At 71.1% G+C, this 16618-nt stretch carries 13 protein-coding genes and 1 pseudogene; 8 read left to right on the forward strand and 6 right to left on the reverse strand.

The genetic code is table 11. The features are described from left to right. The first annotated feature begins 43 nt into the window (after positions 1–43). Positions 44–616 carry a TetR/AcrR family transcriptional regulator gene (locus ACIBHX_RS23510; protein ID WP_397069332.1) on the forward strand — a complete coding sequence of 191 codons (573 nt, stop codon included), beginning with the start codon at positions 44–46 and terminating at the stop codon, positions 614–616. Here the strand turns inward: ACIBHX_RS23510 and ACIBHX_RS23515 are convergent. The 3 genes from ACIBHX_RS23515 to ACIBHX_RS23525 all read right to left on the reverse strand — a co-directional run bounded on the left by ACIBHX_RS23515 (position 586) and on the right by ACIBHX_RS23525 (position 5143). Next, the gene (locus ACIBHX_RS23515) at positions 586–2460 is read right to left on the reverse strand and encodes a hypothetical protein (RefSeq protein WP_397069333.1); all 1875 of its coding nucleotides are present in this window, start codon (positions 2458–2460) and stop codon (positions 586–588) included. The genes ACIBHX_RS23510 and ACIBHX_RS23515 overlap by 31 nt on opposite strands. A gap of 20 nt (positions 2461–2480) precedes the next feature. Next, positions 2481–4061, reverse strand: a complete 1581-nt coding sequence (locus tag ACIBHX_RS23520) for a hypothetical protein (RefSeq protein WP_397069334.1) — start codon at positions 4059–4061, stop codon at positions 2481–2483. 71 nt (positions 4062–4132) lie between these two features. Then, positions 4133–5143 (reverse strand): LacI family DNA-binding transcriptional regulator, encoded by a 1011-nt coding sequence (locus tag ACIBHX_RS23525; RefSeq protein ID WP_397069335.1) that lies wholly within the window; start codon positions 5141–5143, stop codon positions 4133–4135. A 154-nt stretch (positions 5144–5297) separates the two neighbouring features. Between ACIBHX_RS23525 and ACIBHX_RS23530 the strand changes: the two genes are divergently transcribed. From ACIBHX_RS23530 to ACIBHX_RS23555, 6 genes and pseudogenes are all read left to right on the forward strand, one after another. After that, positions 5298–6575 (forward strand): ABC transporter substrate-binding protein, encoded by a 1278-nt coding sequence (locus tag ACIBHX_RS23530; RefSeq protein WP_397069336.1) that lies wholly within the window; start codon positions 5298–5300, stop codon positions 6573–6575. Then, positions 6575–7423: a carbohydrate ABC transporter permease gene (locus ACIBHX_RS23535; RefSeq protein ID WP_397069337.1), complete on the forward strand. Its 849-nt coding sequence runs from the start codon at positions 6575–6577 to the stop codon at positions 7421–7423. Before ACIBHX_RS23530 ends, ACIBHX_RS23535 begins: the two co-directional genes overlap by 1 nt. Then, positions 7420–8238: a carbohydrate ABC transporter permease gene (locus ACIBHX_RS23540; RefSeq protein WP_397069338.1), complete on the forward strand. Its 819-nt coding sequence runs from the start codon at positions 7420–7422 to the stop codon at positions 8236–8238. Before ACIBHX_RS23535 ends, ACIBHX_RS23540 begins: the two co-directional genes overlap by 4 nt. Continuing rightward, positions 8235–9224: a serine hydrolase domain-containing protein gene (locus tag ACIBHX_RS23545; RefSeq protein ID WP_397069339.1), complete on the forward strand. Its 990-nt coding sequence runs from the start codon at positions 8235–8237 to the stop codon at positions 9222–9224. Before ACIBHX_RS23540 ends, ACIBHX_RS23545 begins: the two co-directional genes overlap by 4 nt. Continuing rightward, positions 9221–11824, forward strand: coding sequence for a family 78 glycoside hydrolase catalytic domain (locus ACIBHX_RS23550; RefSeq protein WP_397069340.1), 2604 nt, complete (start codon positions 9221–9223; stop codon positions 11822–11824). The genes ACIBHX_RS23545 and ACIBHX_RS23550 overlap by 4 nt, the downstream gene beginning before the upstream one ends. A gap of 50 nt (positions 11825–11874) precedes the next feature. Next, positions 11875–11961, forward strand: a pseudogene (locus ACIBHX_RS23555) (hypothetical protein); the annotation flags it as partial. Positions 11962–12016: 55 nt separating this feature from the next. Here the strand turns inward: ACIBHX_RS23555 and ACIBHX_RS23560 are convergent. From ACIBHX_RS23560 to ACIBHX_RS23570, 3 genes are all read right to left on the reverse strand, one after another. Continuing rightward, entirely contained in the window at positions 12017–13279 is a 1263-nt protein-coding gene (locus tag ACIBHX_RS23560) for an alpha/beta hydrolase (RefSeq protein ID WP_397069341.1), read from the reverse strand. A 79-nt stretch (positions 13280–13358) separates the two neighbouring features. Further along, complete coding sequence (locus ACIBHX_RS23565; protein WP_397069342.1) at positions 13359–14012, reverse strand: response regulator; 654 nt, start codon at positions 14010–14012, stop codon at positions 13359–13361. Further along, entirely contained in the window at positions 14009–15898 is a 1890-nt protein-coding gene (locus ACIBHX_RS23570) for an ATP-binding protein (RefSeq protein WP_397069343.1), read from the reverse strand. Before ACIBHX_RS23570 ends, ACIBHX_RS23565 begins: the two co-directional genes overlap by 4 nt. A gap of 45 nt (positions 15899–15943) precedes the next feature. Between ACIBHX_RS23570 and ACIBHX_RS23575 the strand changes: the two genes are divergently transcribed. Next, the gene (locus ACIBHX_RS23575; RefSeq protein WP_397069344.1) at positions 15944–16522 is read left to right on the forward strand and encodes a S41 family peptidase; all 579 of its coding nucleotides are present in this window, start codon (positions 15944–15946) and stop codon (positions 16520–16522) included. Positions 16523–16618: the final 96 nt, after the last annotated feature.

A 16618-nucleotide genomic window follows, 5' to 3' on the forward strand; every position in this document is an offset into this window, starting at 1 on the left:
CGACACGGTGCGCAACTCCCAGCGAGAGCGCCTCGTGGAGGCCATGCTGAGGCTCGTCGCGAGGCGTGGATACGCCGCCACGAGCGTGCCGGACGTGATCGCCGCCGCGCGGGTCTCGCGCAACGCCTTCTACGCCCAGTTCGCCGACAAGGAGGCGTGCTTCCTCGCCGGATGCGAGCGCGACCTGCCTGAGATGATCGACTCGATCTACACGGCCGCGTCGGGGGCGGGCGACCGCTGGAGCGAGGCGCTCTGGCTGGGAATGGCCGCCTACCTGCGGTGGTGGCAGGAGCGCCCGGAGTACGCGCAGGCGTACTTCGTGGAGTTGCCGAGGGCGGGCGATCGGGCCGTCGAGCATCGTGAAGCCGCCTATCGGCCCTTCCTCGACATGCTCGGGGCCCTGGCCGCTCGGGCCAGGCTGGAGGATCCCTCGCTGCCGCCGCTGCGTGCCGCGGTACCCCGCCTGGTTGTCTACGGGACCACCGAGTTCATCGCCTCGGAGGTACGTGATGGCCGCGTCGCCACGCTGACGTCGTCGGCCGACGACCTCTACCACTACACGGTCGCCCTGCTCGCCGGCCCCGATCACGGCATCGCGACCACCCCTTCCGCCTGAACCAGCCAGCCTTCGGGGAAGCACTCCTCCGCCGCCATGTGGGCGACGGCGGCCAGCAGGCCGCCGTTGCCCGGCAGATAGAGGGGCAGCAGGCCGGGCCACTGGTGGTTGTGGCCGCTGGCCAGGTAGGTGTTCTTCGGGACGTCCATCAGCAGCGCGTCCACGGCGGTGTCAGGCTCGCCGAGCCTGGCCGCGCACATGGCGAGCATCGGATAGTCCCAGCCCCAGGTGCTCTCCAGGTCCCAGTCGGCGAGCACGTCGTGCAGGGTGGCCCGCATGGTCTCGGGGTCGATCAGCGGGGTGGGCGGCACGAACCCGAGCGCGCCGGTCATCGAGGGGTGGTCGGTCCTGATCGTGTACGGTTCCACGCCGATGGCCGCGTAGACGCCGTCGCGCACCAGCGGCCGGGCCAGGTCGTGCAGGACCCGCGCCCACTCCGGGTCGGGGTCGAGGCCGAGCAGGCCCCGCCACCGCTGGGCCGTCTCCAGCCCCCACCACCAGTAGGCCAGCTCGAACGCTGGATCGCGCACCAACCGCCTGGACTCGTAGTAGGACTCCTGCGCGGGGACCAGCGGCGGCCCCAGATGCCCGCCGCCCGCGAAGGAGGCCATGAACTCGGCCGTCTCGAACACCAGGTCCCGGTAGTCCTCCAGCGCCCCCGGGCGGACCCGGCGGAGCAGCTCGGCGAAGTAGATCAGGTGCGGCTGCTGCCAGATGATGAAGGCGCCGATCTCGCTCGGGCTCTCCCTGCCCTCAGGACCCACCTGCTTGGGCCAGCGGGCGCCGCGGTAACCCTGCCGTCTCGCCGTCTCTTGCGCTCGCGGCAGGATCGAGCGGTACCAGGGCAGGCTCCGCTCGAGCAGCTCGGGCCTGCCCCACAGGGCGAAGTGGGCGGCGTGCCACCAGTGCATCTCCAGGTGGAACTTGCCGCTCCAGGAGTTGACGGCCAGCCCGGTCTCCTGCGGCGGGGTGGAGCCCGCGCAGTTGACCGCGGTGAGGTACTGCGAGAGCACGACCCGGCGTTCGAGCTCGGGCGCTCTCGGGTCGGTGCTGCCGTCGAAGCTCACCGCTCCCCCGCTCGTCCAGAACCGCTCCCAGTGGGCGGCGGCAGCCGTACTGACCTGGGAGAAGGACGGGAGCGCGGCGCCGACGGGGTGGCGGGCGAACTCGACGACGAGCTCCAGCTCGTCGCCCGGGATCAGGTACACGTGACCGCCGGGCGACGTGAGCCGCGCCGACCCCGCCCACTCGGCGGCCACGTGGTATCGGTCCGCGTCCAGGACGCGGGTGAAGTCGCAGCGCGAGCCGTACTGAGCGTGCGTGGTGGTGTGTCTGTCAGGTTTGTCCCAGTCGGCGGTGGTGTGCCAGCCGTCGCTGGCGTAGGGGAAGGCGATCCTGATCCCCGCGCCGCCCACGACGCGGACGGCCAGCAGGTCCCGCTCGGGGTGACAGACGGTCTCCACCTCGTACGGCAGGCCGCCCAGCTCGAAGGAGCTGGACAGCATGCCGGTCCACAGGTCCAGGGTCTGCGCCGACCTGCCGAGCGGGGCGGATTCGTCGACGTCGAGGCCGATCCGGCCCAGATGCAGGCGATGCGGGTTCACGTGCAGCCAGCCGCCCGCCTCGGTGGCCGGATACAGGTCCGGATAACCGACGCCGTCGTAGTCGGTGAGCGCGTCCTCCAGCACGTGGCCCTCGGGGTTGGGCATGGTGTGCCAGCCCCACTGCGCCTGCGTGCCCAGCGGCGCGAAGGTCTGCAGCCCGGTGGCGTCGGCGGTGAAGGCGAACTCCCCGTTGCCGACGGTGAGCGGGCACCCGGCGTCGGCGATGGTGTGCCGACGCACGAGCGCCTTCCTGTCTATCTTCACGCGCACCCCGGCGTGCCGGAGGCGCGCTGCTGACGCATCGCGGTCACGTCGCCCGCGACGGCCGACTGGGCCATCGGCCCGAGGTCGAGCACGACGTCGGTGAAGGCGAGCGACGCCTTGCGCATCACCGACAGGTCGATCGCCTCGGTGCCGAACTGCGGCGAGAACAGCGTCTTGGGCGCGGCGATCGGCGAGATCACCGGCAGCAGGTGCTGGTTGTACGGCGTGCCCTCGCCACCGAAGCCGCAGTGGTGCGGCACCGTGGCGAGGTCGGCTGCCGACAGGCCCTTGAGTATCGCGGTGCGCTTCACACCCCAGTACTCGATGTGGCCCTTGACCAGCTCGCGCAGCGGCGTGCTCTCGCTGACCGGGACCATCAGCAGCTCGGTGAGGTTGGGGCTGGCCACGAGTTGCTTGCCCGGCAGGCCGTTCGGCCTGGCGACCGCGTCGTAGCGCTTGGCGCCCAGGTGCTCGAGCACGACGACGGAGGAGACCCCGCCCTGGTCGTACTCGCTGTCGAGCTGGGCGGCGAGCTGACCCGCGCCGCCCTCACGGACGTCGGGGCCGGTCAGGTGCTGGTAGAGGTGGCCGGTCACGAACGCGAACTGCACGGTGCGCGGGCGGCACTCCACCGGGAGCGACGCCAGGTAGCGGGCCATCTCGATCATGGTGAGCGGGCCGTTGTCCCACACCGGGCTCATGCCGTCGGTGTGGCTCTCCACGACGATCTTCTGGGCGCTCCCGCCGGGAAGCGTCGCGAGCAGGGTGCGGGTCGTCGTCGGCGTCCAGGCGGCGTTCACGGTCAGCGCGGCCTGGACCGGCTGACCGGCGGCCAGCGCGTCCTTGATCTGCTTGCCCTGGTCGGCGCCGACGTACGCGCCTGGCACGCCGTACGGCAGGCCCTCGTAGGGCGCGTACATGCCCTTGATCTGGGCGTGCGGGAGCTGGCTGACCTCGATCACGCCCACCGCGCCCGCGACGGCGGCCGCCTTGAGGTCGGCGTCGGCCGCGGCAGGGGACTCCATCGAGTCCGAGCCGAGCGGGTTGATCGTGTGGTCCGGGTCGTACATCGAGTAGCCGAGGCCGAGCGGATAGAACAGCAGGTTGGGCACGTTGGTCCAGGGCAGGTCCCTGACCACGATCTTCCCGGCGGCGTTGGCCGCGGTGATGTTCGTCCCGGCGGCCAGGTGGACCAGCGGCGCCGTGACGCCTGCCGCGCCGGTGGAGGAGGAGAACGGCACGGGGGCCGCGACCTGCACCGCCGTACCGCCGAAAGTAAGGGTGGTGCCGAGGCTGTCCCAGCGGTCGATGGCGTAGGGCAGGGAGGAGAGCTGGAGGCCGGAGATGGCCGCCATCTCGTCCTCCAGCCAGTCGACGTAGTCGGCGTGCGCGGTCGAGCCTGTCGGCCTGGGGCCGAACGCCTGCTGCTGCCCGGCCAGGGTGCTCAGGCGGCCCTCGGAGGCGAACGCGGCGGGATCGACCCTGACAGGGCAGGTCGCGGCCGCTGTCTGGGCGGCCGCCGGTTGCGCGGGTGTGACCAGAGGGAGGAGAAGGGCGAGGAGGACGAGACGTCTCACGTGGGGGGGTCCTTCCGTCGAATCGTTTTAATCTCTGGTCCGCGACAGTCCCCCGACGTGCGGCCGGTTCCTCAGGGGCGAGGCGGTCCTGTGGTTCCGCGGACGATCAGCGTGGGCGACACCGACGACGTCACCGAACGCGTGCGTCCCTCGATGCGTTCGACGAGCAGCTGCGCGGCGGTCGCCCCGATCACGTGCCCGTCCTGGTCGACGCTGGTGAGCGAGATGCGCTTGAGCGAGGCGATGCCGATGTTGTCGTATCCAGCGACGGAGAGGTCCTCCGGCACCGACAGGCCCGCCTCGTCGGCGGCGCGCAGCACGCCGAGCGCCGCGATGTCCGCTCCGGCGAAGATCGCGGTGGGCCGATCGTCGCGCGCGAGCAGTTCCCGCGCGCCCTCGAAGCCGCCCTCCTCGGTGAAGGAGGTGGCCACCACGTCGTCGGCGAGTCCGTGGGCGCGCATCGCCTGGCGGTAGCCTTCGGCGCGCACCGTGTGCGGCAGTCCCTGGGCGCGGGCCCGCTCCAGGTGGGTAATGTGCGCGATCCGGGTGTGCCCGAGCCCGACCAGGTGGTCGACCACGAGCCGCGCCCCCATCACGTCGTCGTCGACGACGGCGTCGTAGGCCGCGGCGCCGCCGTGCCTGCCCACCACGACGACCGGGGTGGCCGTCGCGATGGCGGCGAGTTCGGCGTCCGTCATGACCGGCGAGATCAGGATGAGCCCGTCCATGCTCCGGTCGATCATGGCGTCGGTCATCCTGGCCTGCGTCTTGGGCTCGATCCCGCCAGGTCCGAGCAGCACCTGGTACTCGGTGTCGCCCAGCCGGCCGGTGACGCCCTCGATGATGTCGGGGAAGAACGGGTTGCGGGTGTCGGAGAGCATGACGCCGAGGGTGTAGGTGCGTCCGCGCAGGGCGCGGGCCGCGGCGTGCGGGCGGTAGCCCAGCTCGTCGATGGCCTGCGCCACCTTGGCCTGCATCTCCGCGCTCACGCCGTAGGCCCCGCGAACCACCTTGGACACGGCGGCCGTGGAAACCCCGGCCCGCCTGGCCACATCGGCGATCGTCACCCGTCCGCTCGTCACACGCCGTCCTTCTGGGTTCTCGTAGAACGAACTACACGCTTTGCTGAGAGCAGAGGCTAGCCGCCACCGCTCCTCAGGTCCAGACCTTGACGGGCGTTTCTACCATGCCGTAGAACGTTCTACACAATTCTCCCACATGAACAGGAGCACGGGCGTGAGAGCACCATCCCGTCTGCTCGGCGCGGCGATCGGCGCCGCCCTCGCCCTGTCCCTCTCCGGCTGCGGGTCGTCCGCCCCGGCGGGGACCGGTCAGGTGAAACTGACCCTCTGGCACAACAGCGCGGACCCGGCGCCGCTGCTGGAGATGTACAAGAAGTTCGAGAAGCAGTCCGGCCACAAGATCGAGCTCGTGTCGATCCCGTCCGACGGCTTCGAGGACACCACCCAGACCAAGTGGGCCACCGGCGAGCGCCCGGACATCCTGGAGTACCACGCGACGGTGAGCGGCCTGCTCGCCCTCAACCCGGCCGAGAACCTGCGCGACCTGACGGGCGAGGCGTACATCGCCAGGTCCGGCGACCTCTACAAGAGCGCCGGGTCCGTCAACGGCAAGGTCTACGCCGCCATCACCGGCTTCCCCCAGGTCTTCGGCCTCTACTACAACAAGAAGCTGCTGCCCGAGCCGCCCAAGAGCTTCGCCGACCTGTCCAAGGCGTGCGCCACGCTCAAATCCTCGGGTGTGACGCCGATCTTCGAGGCCGGCGGGTCGATCTGGCCGGTGCAGATCCTGCCCATCCTCTACCTGGCGAGCGCCAACCAGTCCAACGCGTACGGCAAGGCCATCGCGAGCCACAGCGCCACGCTGGCCGACGCGGGCTCGCCCTTCGTCTCCGGCCTGAGCGCCTACGCCAAGCTGAAGGCCGACGGCTGCTTCAACAAGGACATCGTCACCGCCAAGTTCGAGGACTCCATGAAGGCCCTGGTGACCGGCAAGGCCGCCATGGTCGCCCAGCACTCCGACATGCTCCCTGCCCTCCTCGCGGCCGCGGGCGGCGACCAGAAGATCCTCGACGAGTCCGTCGGCTTCGTCGGCCTGTCGAGCGACAAGCCGCTCGTGACCTACGCGCCCGGCCCGATCGGCACGTTCTACCTGCCCAAGACCGGTGACGCGGCGCGGGAGAAGGCCTCGCTCGACTTCGTGCGCTTCATGACGGGCCCGGCCTACGCCGAGTACATCACCGCGTCCAAGACCTTCCCCGTGTTCAAGGACGTGCCCGACCCGCAGGGCGTCTCGTCCGTGCTGCGGGACGTCAAGAAGGCGTACGACACCGGCGCGGTCATCGCCTTCAACTCCGACATCCCCGGCATGGGCGGGCTGGCCCAGCTCATGTCCGAGCTGATCGCCGGGCAGAAGGATCCGCAGCAGGCGGCGACCCAGCTACAGGGCCAGGTCGGGCAGGCGGCCAAGGCGGCAGGGCTGCCCGGATGGTGATGCGGAACAGGGCGGCCTGGCTGCCGTGGGCACTGCCCGCGATCGTGCTGGTCACGGTCTTCTTCGTCGCCCCGTTCCTGCTCAACGTCCGGTTCGCGTTCTCCTCCTGGACGAGCTTCCGGGCCGAGATCACCTGGAACGGGCTGGAGAACGTCCACACGCTGATCGACCAGGACCTGCTGGCCAACGCGGTCACCGTGACCGTGCTGTACGCGATCCTGTGCATGGCGATCCAGAACACGGTCAGCCTCTCGCTGGCCCTGGCCCTCCAGCGGACCAGCCGGATCAACACCGTCTTCCGCTCGGCGTTCTTCCTGCCGACGCTCATCTCGCCGCTGGCCGCCGGATACATCTGGCGCGGGCTGCTCGCCCCCGACGGGGCGGTCAACTCCTTCCTCGGCGTCTATTGGGCGTGGCTCGGCGAACCGTCCACCGCGCTGGTGGTGGTCGCGTTCATCGACGCGTGGAAGTGGAGCGGGCTGATCACCCTCGTCTACATCGCGGGCCTCAACTCCATCCCGCAGTCACTGCTGGAGTCGGCGATCGTCGACGGGGCCGGGCCGTGGACCCGGTTCCGGCGGGTGGTGTTCCCGCTGCTCGCCCCGGCGCTGACCTTCAACGTGGCGGTCACGCTGGTCGGCGCGCTGAGCGCGTACGACGTGATCGCCGCCACCACCGGCGGCGGGCCCGGCGACCACACGCGGGCCCTGAACGTGGTGATGCGCCAGCAGTGGGGGCAGGGCTTCTTCGGCTCCGCCAGCGCGCTGGGGTTCACCGTGACGCTGCTGGTGATCGCCACCGCCGTGCCCCTCGTGTGGTGGCTGCGGCGCAGGGAGGTGACGGGATGAGAGCGGTCCTCAAGTACACGGCGCTGACGCTCTTCGCGATCCCGTGGCTGCTCGTGCCCATCTGGCTCGTGGTCGTCAACTCGTTCAAACCCGCGGGCGAGGCCGCCGAGCTGGGCCTCGGCCTGCCCAGGACGTGGGCGATCGCCGAGAACTACGGCATCGTGCTCGACCGGGGCGGCTACCTGATGGGGCTGGTCAACAGCCTCAAGGTGACCGTGCCGATCGTGGTGGCCGTGGTGTTCCTCGGCGCGGCGGCGGCGTGGGCGTTCGGGCGCAGCCGGTCGCGGTGGCTGCAGACGGCCTACTTCGTGACGGGGCTGTCGATCCTGCTGCCGCCGTCGATCATCCCGACCGTCTACCTGCTGCGCGCCCTGTCGCTGGACGGCGGCTCGCTCGGCTACGTGCTGACGATGACCGGCTGCCGCCTGGGCATCGTGATCTTCCTGGCGACCGGATTCGTCCGGGCGTTCCCCCGCGACCTGGAGGACGCCGCCGCCATCGACGGCGCCTCCCGCCAGCAGGTCTTCGTCCGCATCCTGCTGCCTTTGTTGCGCCCTGTGCTGTTCGTCGGCAGCGTGATCCTGATCATCAACGTCTGGAACGACTTCTTCTTCGCCCTCTTCCTGCTCCAGGGCAGCGCGAACGCCACGCTGCCGCTGAGCCTGTTCCAGTTCGCCTCCGGCACCTTGCAGAGCCTGAACTGGAACCTCGTCTTCGCCCACGTCCTGCTCACCACGCTGCCCCTGGTGGTGGTGTACGTCGTCGCGCAGAAGCGCGTTTTGGCCGGCCTTACGGAAGGTGCTCTCAAGGGATGACCACTCACGACATCGCGCTCGACTGGGTCAGGCGCGAGATCAAGGAGGGGCGGCTGCCGTGCGCGGTGTTCGGCGCCGCCACCTCCGACGGGATCCAGGTGCTGGAGGCATTCGGCGAGCACGACGGCCGCGAGACCAGGCCCCAGGACCACTTCGCGCTGTTCTCGGTGACCAAACCGCTGGTGGGGCTGGCCGCCCTGCGCCAGGTCGAGCGGGGGCTGCTGTCGCTGCGCCGCCCGCTGCGGGACGTACTGCCGAACTTCGCGCGGCCCGACGTGACGCTCTGGCACCTGCTCACCCACACCAGCGGCATCGCCGAGCAGACGCTCACGCCCGACAACCTGCTTGAGCACCTCGTCACCGCGCCATCGATGTTCGAGGCAGGCACCCTCAGCCAGTACTCCAACCTGGCCTTCGCCGGGATCGCGGAGATGGTCCGCGACGTCGCAGGCCGCGACGTGGCCGACGTGATCGACTCCGACCTGAACACGCTGGTGCCGGGCGGCGGGCAGATCACGTTCGACCCGGCGTGCGACGCGGCCGAGGTCCACGGCACCGACCTGCTCGGGCCTGGCTTCGACTTCGATGCGTTCGTACGGCTCCGCCACCCGGCAGGGGCGCTGTTCTCCCGCGCCGAAGACCTCCTGGCGCTGGGCGGCGCTCTGCTGCGCGGCGACCGCGAGCTGATCCACCCGACCACCCTGGCCGCCATGACGACCCCGCAGACGACGGGCCTGGTCAAGCTGCAGCCCGACCCGGTCAACGCCGGGCAGGACTGGGGCCTCACCTGGAACCTGCGCCACTCGGCTCCCGGGCTGCTCGACCGGCGGCTGTACGGGCACGGCGGCGCCTCGGGGTGCCAGTGGTGGATGTACCCGGAGCAGGACGCGTGCTTCGTGCTGCTGATCAACGTGATGGCGCCGAGCCTGTCCGGCGTGGACGTCGACGGTCTGCACAACGCCTTCACCACCGGGCTCGATGCGTGAACCGGGATTCGGGGGTGCAGGTCTCCGGCGCTCAGGCGCCCTTCATCCGTACGGCCCCGCCGGGTGCACAGGCGGGCCTGACGTGCGGTCTGCCGGATCCGGTGGGCGTGGACGAGCCGTCGCCCCGGCTGTCGTGGGACGCCCGGCTGCCGTCGGAGGCCAGTGTGGTGGTGTCCGCGGGCGTCCATGAGGTGTGGCGGTCGTCCGTGCCCGCCGGCTCGTACGTCGTGGACGTGCCCGGTGAGCGGCTGGATCGGCTCACGCCGTACACGTGGCGGGTGGAAGGGGTGGCGAGCGGCGCGTTCACCACGGGCCTGCGCGGAGAGTGGGACGCCCCATGGCTGGCGGGAGAGCCGCAGGCGGCGGTGAGCCTGCGCGGGTCGTTCACGTGGCGTCCCGCTCCCGGGCGCGCCTGGCTGGCGGCCACCGCGCTGGGCGTCTACCGGGCGCTGCTCAACGGGGTACGGCTGGGCGAGGAGGAGCTGGCCCCAGGCTGGACCGACTACGGCCACCGCACGCGCTACCGGCTGCTGGAGCTCACGGAGCTGCTCCTGCCCGGCGAGAACGAGCTGGAGCTGTGGCTCGCTCCCGGCTGGTACGCGGGTCACGTCGCCGGCGGAGGCCCGCGCCGCTACGGCGACCGGCCCGCCGCCAGCGCCCAGGTGCTCGTGCGGGACGACGACGGGGTCCGCCGCGTGTTCGCCACGGACGCGGCCTGGACCCGGCGGGATCTTGGCCGCCCGCGCGCCGACCTGGTGATGGGCGAGACCGTCCAGGCCCCTTCCCGGCAGGTCGGGCCCGCCGAGACGACGGCCGCCTCGGAGATCCTGGTGGAGGCCGACCCCGCTCCCCCGGTGCGGGTGATCGGCACGGTGCCCGCCGTGTCCGTGACCGAACCCGCGCCGGGCGTCCAGGTTGCCGACTTCGGGCGGAACGTCGTCGGGCGCGTACGGATGCGCGTCGACGCGCCGGGCCCCGTACAGATCGTGGTGCGGCACGGGGAGGAGCTGACCGCGACCGGACGGCTCTACACCGACAACCTGCGCACCGCGGACCAGCATGACGAGTTCGCTCTCGGCCCCGGCTCGCATGTCGTGGAGCCCGCGTTCACCCTGCACGGGTTCCGCTACGCGGAGGTCACCGGCTGGCCGGGCGCGCTGACGCCGGACGACCTGGAGGCGGTGCTGCTGTCCTCCGCGCTCGCCGTCACCGGCTCGCTGACCGTGAGCGATCCCGCGGTACGACAACTCGTGGCCAACATTGCCGCGTCGGCGGACGGCAACCTGGTGAGCGTGCCAACCGACTGCCCGCAGCGCGATGAGCGGACCGGCTGGACGGCCGATATCTCGGTGTTCGGCTCGACGCTCAGCTTCCTGCGGCACACGCAGGCGTTCCTGTCCGGCTGGGTGACGACGCTGATCGACGGGCAGCGGGCCGACGGCGCGGTCCCGCATGTCGCGCCGGTCCTGCCCGAGTACGGATACGACTCCCCCGTATGGTCCGACGCGCTGGTCGAGGTGCCGTGGCTGCTGTGGCGGCGCTACGGCGACGACCGCACGCTGCGCCGCGCGTACGACCCGATGCGGCGGTGGGCCGGCTACTGCCTGGCCCAGGCAGAGGGCGGCATCAGACCGGGCAGGGCCCTGGGCGACTGGCTGGCCCCTGGCACGGTCGAGACGCCCAAGAGCCTCATCGCCACCGCCGCCCTCGCCCGCAGCCTCCGCCTGGTCGCACTCGTGGCCGACGTGCTCGGCGAGCCGCACGCGCCGGAGTACGGCGAGGCGTTCACCCGCGTGTCGGGCGCCTTCCAGCGGGCCTTCCTCAGCGGGCCGAGGCTGCACACCGAGACACAGACCGGCTACGCCGTCGCCCTCGCCTGGGACCTGGTCCCGCCCGAGGACCGGGCCGCATCGGCGCAGGCGCTGGCCGAGCTGGTCCGCGCCGACGGGCACCGGCTCATGACGGGCTTCGTCGGCACCCCCCTGCTGCTGCCCGTCCTGTCGGAGACCGGCCACCACGACCTGGCGTGCCGGATCTTCAACCAAGAGGGCTATCCGTCCTGGCGCTACCAGCTCCGCGCCGGGGCGACGACCATGTGGGAGCGCTGGGACGCCTGGCACCACCGGCACGGCCTGCAGACGCCGGCCATGAACTCCTTCAACCACTACGCCTACGGCTGCGTGGGCGACTGGCTGTTCCGGCACGTGGCGGGCCTGGGCGACGACCCGCGCGGGACGGGTGGCGGCTTCGGCGAGCTGCTGCTGCGTCCCGGCCCCGTCCCGCTGCTGCGCCAGGCGCACGCCCGCTACGAGAGCGCGTCGGGGACGGTCGAGTCGGGCTGGCGGGCCGGGCCCGACGGGGTCCAGTTCACGTTCGCCGTCCCGGAGGGCGTGACCGCCCGCGCGGTACTGCCCGTGCGCGGCGCGTGGGACGGGATGACCGTCAACGGCACCTTCCTCATGGGCCTCAGCGAGCAGCTGCCGACTACCAGACTGGCCGACGGGGGCTGCGCCCTGAACCTGCCGCCGGGCCGCTGGTCGTTCACGGCCCCTGCGGCGGCCACGGCCCACCTACTCCAGGAGTGGGACGACCTGGGTTAGTGAGCTGGACGTGAGGCTTGCGGCCGCGGCGAACGGAACGGCTGCTGGCGGTGGGCCGTACGAACCATGAGATCTGTGCTGAGCTGTATCTGTCTCTGGGCACCGTCAAGACCCGCCTGGCCAGTATCAAGGGCAAGCTGGGCGTCCGTATTGGGACACCGGCATCGTCCGGGACCGCGGTACGGCGAGCGGTCAGGAGCCGTGAGCAGGGTCGGTTGTACCGGTGTAAGCGGGGACGGGTAGGCGGCGGTCGAGGAGGAAGGCGCGGATCAGGCTCCGGTAGAGATCAGGGCGACCGTTGGCGATCGAGTGACCGGCGCCGGGGATGTACACCAGCGTGGAGTTCGGCAAGGTCCGCCGGTAATCGTAAGTGACGTCCCACTTCAGGTAGTCGCACTGCCCGCGCATGATGAGCACCGGCACCCGGACGCCGCGCAGCTTCGGCCGCGGATCGGCGACGGCGGCCGCGTCCTCGGAGGTGACCTGGTTGCTGTAGAAGCCGGGCGGGTTCCCGTGCACGGGAGCAGGCTCCGCGCCCTGGCAACCGGTGGCATCCTTGCCCAGGAGCAGCAGCGCGCGCATCCGGGCGTCGGCCTCCGAGTCAGGCACCATGGCACGCGCGGCCGCCGGATTGATCCCCAGCAGCAGTGACTGGACCAGCATCCGTGGATCGCTGGTCAGGGCATCAGCCCGGGCCTGAAGGTCGGCGGGCAGGTGGTCCCACGGGCTTCCGATGCCGCCGGGGAAGGCGGGCTCCCAGATGGCGCCCGGCGAGGTGAGCACGGCCTTGGCGACCCGATCGGGGTGGGCGGCGAGGAAGGCGGCCGAGAGCGTGCCGCCCCACGACCTCCCGACCAGGATGAGTTTCTGGGCACCGAGGGTCTGACGGATCGCCTCCAGATCGGCCACATGGCGGGCGACCGTATACCCTCCAGGATCGGCCAGCCGGGTGGAACGACCGGCACCGAGCTGATCGTAGGCATAGACGTCGAACCCGGCGGCAGCCAGTTCTTGGCTGCCTTCCGGCAGGCCCTCCCCCGGTGTCCCAGGCCCGCCATGCAGGAAGATCACGGGTGGGTGGCCCGCCGTACCGGATCCCGCGAGCTTGACATAGGCGATGCGGGAGCCTGTCGGCAGCTGCCAGAAGGCGACCCCGGCGGGAGCCGGGGCAGGCGGCGGGGCGGGAAAGGGGCTGAACACCAACAGCCCGGCGAGGGCGGCGAGCGCGATTGTGTTCATCACCACATAGGGGACGAGCAGCCGCGGAATCCCGAGCCACTGGAGCGCGGGCCGCCCGAGCAGCCAGCTGACGGCCACGACGCCGAGCAGCCCGGCTCCCGCGAACAGTGGCACGCTGTCCGTAACAGCCGCCACCAGGAAGAACATGAGCGCCCCGGCCACCGTCGCGGTGATCTCGGCGCCAATCAGCAGGATCGCCCCTGACACACGTTTCATATGGGACAACGTTAGGAAGGCGGTCGCGACCTTTCCTCATGCCGCCGACTGATCTGCTCCCCCGCCGCGTGGCGGGGTGTCAGCCGATCCGCGGGCGGATGAGGCCGGACTCGTAGGCGTAGATGGTCGCGTGCAGCCGGTCGCGCACGCCGAGCTTGGCCAGGATCACCGCCACATGATCCTTGACGGTGGCGGGACTGATGCCCAGCGCGGCAGCGATCTCGGCGTTGGACAGCCCTCTCGCGAGGTGTCCGAACACCTCGATCTCGCGCGGTGTGAGCCCGTCGTATCGTGCCGGAGGCCCAGGGGCGGCCGTCGAGGCGAAGCGTTCGAGCAGCCGCCGCGTGATCACCGGGTCGAGCAGCGCGTCGCCGCGCGCGATCACGCGCACCGCGTCGACGACTCGCGCGGGTTCGGAGTCCTTGAGCAGGAACCCGGACGCGCCCGCGCGCAACGCTGCGAACACGTACTCTTCCAGCCCGAAGGTTGTCAGCACGACGATCCTGGTGTACGGCATGCCCGCGGTGATCCGGGCGGTGGCGGCGAGCCCATCGAGCCCGGGCATCCTGATGTCCATGAGCACCACGTCTGGCCGCAGCTCCGCGACGAGCGCCACCGCGGACTCCCCGTCGGCGGCCTGGGCGACCACCTCCAGGTCGGGTTCGGCGGCCAGCACGGCCGCGATCCCGGCCCTGACCACAGCCTGGTCGTCGGCGACGATCACCCTGATCATGTGGGCAACCATACGCGCACATCGCCGCCGGCTTCGGCCGTCAGGGCTCCGCCGTACGCGTCGGCCAAAGTGCGCAACCGTCGCTTGGAGTGCCGGCCCGCCGAACCCTCGACGACGACTCCCCCGGGGAGATACGACACGGTGATCCGCTCCCCCGCCATCTCCTCGACGGTCCTGAAGACGCCTACCTCCAGCTCCGGCGCCAGCCCGTCCGGGTCGCCAACGTGGCACACACCCGCCCGGCGCCGCGCGGCGAGCACCTCCAAGCCGGCGAGCGTCGGCGGCGGACCGTCGGCTCCGACGGGTTGGCGCAGCTCGCCGAGCAACCGCCGGAACGTGTCGAGCCCGGCGCGCGCCGCCGTGAGAACCGCCCCGAGATCGCCCTTCTCAGCCGCCGCGACGACAGCGTCCGCGTGCCGGACCGCGGTACGGCGCAGCCCGGCCACGACCCGCTCCCGCTCGCCACGCGCCACGTCCGCCAGCTGGCCGGCGAGCAGGTCGCGCTCGGTCACCTCCGCCGCGCGTCGCCGCGCCCTCACCCTGGCAACCAGCACGCCCGCCGCCCACGCCGGTGCCGACAGGATCGTTACGGCCGCTCCGAGCACCGCCCACACGGCTGTCCGGTCGCCGACGATGCCCGGTCCCAGCGCCAGCGCGAGCCCGCCCACCAGGCCCACGGCGAGGATCGCGAGTACGCCCTTGCGTCTGGGATGGTAGGCGCCGAACGCGTACAGCTGGGCGAGCTCCACCCACCAGCCCCAGAGGAACAGGTCACCCGCGGGTGTCGGAGTCCAGCCCGCCATCGCCACGGGGTAGATCGAGAGCATCGCGGCGAGGCTCCACGCGGGCCGCCGCACCCGCCACCACAGGGGTAGGGCGTGCAGCAGGAACAGGAGTCCGAGCACGAGAAACTTCCGCGGTGCCGGGGTGTCTCCCGGCAGCAGGCCGGCCCCGATGGAAAGGGCGATCGCCAGCCCGACCAGCGCCGCATCCCACGCCCTCCGTCCGCGCCACCACGTCCCTCGGAACGGGATCATCCCAGCAGGTGCCGGGAAGTCGGCCCGGACCGTCCATCCGCTGGAGTTCGGGCCAGCCTCGAGCGTGCCGCCGCAGGTCGCCACGGTCGTGGCCAGCCCGGCCAGGCCGTGTCCCGTGCCCAGGTCGCCGTGTTTCTGCTCGCCTCCACTGTCACTCACCTCGATGGTCAGGTGACCGGATTCGCCCAGGACGGCGATCTCGATCTGGGCTCCACTCGCGTACCGCGCCGCGTTGGTGAGGCCCTCGCGAACCACGCGGTAGGCGGCGGCCGCGACCTCCGGAGACGTGGAGGTCGCCGTCCTGCGGTAGCACACGGGCTCGGACCAATCGGCGACCAGGGTGTCGATCGCCACCAGATCGGAGACTGTGGCCTCCGCGCCTGCCAGCTCCGCGCGGGAAAGGCGGGCGGCCTCCTCGGCGTGGCGCAAGGCGGATTCCCGCAGCGCGGGATCAGCCAGGTGCAGCGCGGATGCCGCGGCCACAGCGATGCCGGTGAGGCGATGCGCGGCGGTGTCGTGCAACTCGGCGGCCATCCTGAGGCGTACCGCATCCGCCGTGGCGTCACGCGCCTCCGAGCGAGCCGCCCGGTGCGCGGCCAGGGCGTCCTGTCGCGTTCGGGCACGTCTCCGTGCGCGCCCGAACGCCCAGACGACCGCCGCCACCCCACCGGACAGCAACGCCGCGCCCGCTACTGCTGGGAGCGACCATCCGTGGATTGCCGCGACGACCGTCGCCGCTGCCACCAGGCCTGCCGCCACTGTGATCGTGACCCCGGCCGTGTGCCGTACGGCCGCGCCGTACAGCAGGCCGGTGCCGATGAGCAGGCACCACAGCAGAACCGAGGTCACGACGCCAGGCTAGCTGGACAGCGGCCCGGCACCCAGGACACCACGGTGGCGTTCGGTGCCCGCACCAAGGCCTACATCCAGCGCCGTGACCTGCACGGGGCGGGGCGCGACTACGCCGCCGGTCAGCTCACCTACGCCGACCTGCCGAACGGGCTCGGCTACCTGCGGGTCGCCGGGTTCTACGGTTACACCGACGGCAAGGACTTCCACTACCCTGCCGATCGACGGGCACTCACAAAGGCACTCGACGCCATCATCACCCCGGAACGCGCCCCTCGTGGCCTGATCATCGACGTGCGGTTCAACCCCGGCGGCTTCGACGCGCTCGCCCTGCAGCTAGCCTCCCGGCTGACGGACAAGCCGTACGTCGCCTATCGCAAGCGCGCCCGCAACGACCCACATGACCCGACGCGCTTCACCTCACCTCAACCGATCACCGTCACCCCCACGCGGGCTCACCGCTATACCGGACCGATCGCGCTGCTCACGTCCGGGACGACCAACAGCGCGGGCGAGACCTTCACCCAGGCCCTGATGGAACGGCCGGGCGAAGTGACTCGAATCGGACAGGACACCCAGGGAGTCTTCTCCGACGTGATGGAGTCAACCGGCATCTATCAATGAAAACGCCGCCCACGTACTGAAGATATTATCGATGTTAACCAATTTGAGTTGACGTCGCTAATAGCGGTGATAACATAGCTGCCCTTCCATCGGAAC

Origin of the sequence: Nonomuraea sp. NPDC050536, assembly GCF_044457685.1 — a bacterium.
Lineage (GTDB): Bacteria > Actinomycetota > Actinomycetes > Streptosporangiales > Streptosporangiaceae > Nonomuraea.

What these genes read in the sequence shown, in the direction of transcription:
- ACIBHX_RS23510 (WP_397069332.1), top strand. Translation starts at nt 44, where the DNA reads ATGCTGAGGCTCGTCGCGAGGCGTGGATACGCCGCCACGAGCGTGCCG.
- ACIBHX_RS23535 (WP_397069337.1), top strand. Translation starts at nt 6,575, where the DNA reads ATGCGGAACAGGGCGGCCTGGCTGCCGTGGGCACTGCCCGCGATCGTG.
- ACIBHX_RS23540 (WP_397069338.1), top strand. Translation starts at nt 7,420, where the DNA reads ATGAGAGCGGTCCTCAAGTACACGGCGCTGACGCTCTTCGCGATCCCG.
- ACIBHX_RS23545 (WP_397069339.1), top strand. Translation starts at nt 8,235, where the DNA reads ATGACCACTCACGACATCGCGCTCGACTGGGTCAGGCGCGAGATCAAG.
- ACIBHX_RS23560 (WP_397069341.1), bottom strand. Translation starts at nt 13,279, where the DNA reads ATGAAACGTGTGTCAGGGGCGATCCTGCTGATTGGCGCCGAGATCACC.
- ACIBHX_RS23565 (WP_397069342.1), bottom strand. Translation starts at nt 14,012, where the DNA reads ATGATCAGGGTGATCGTCGCCGACGACCAGGCTGTGGTCAGGGCCGGG.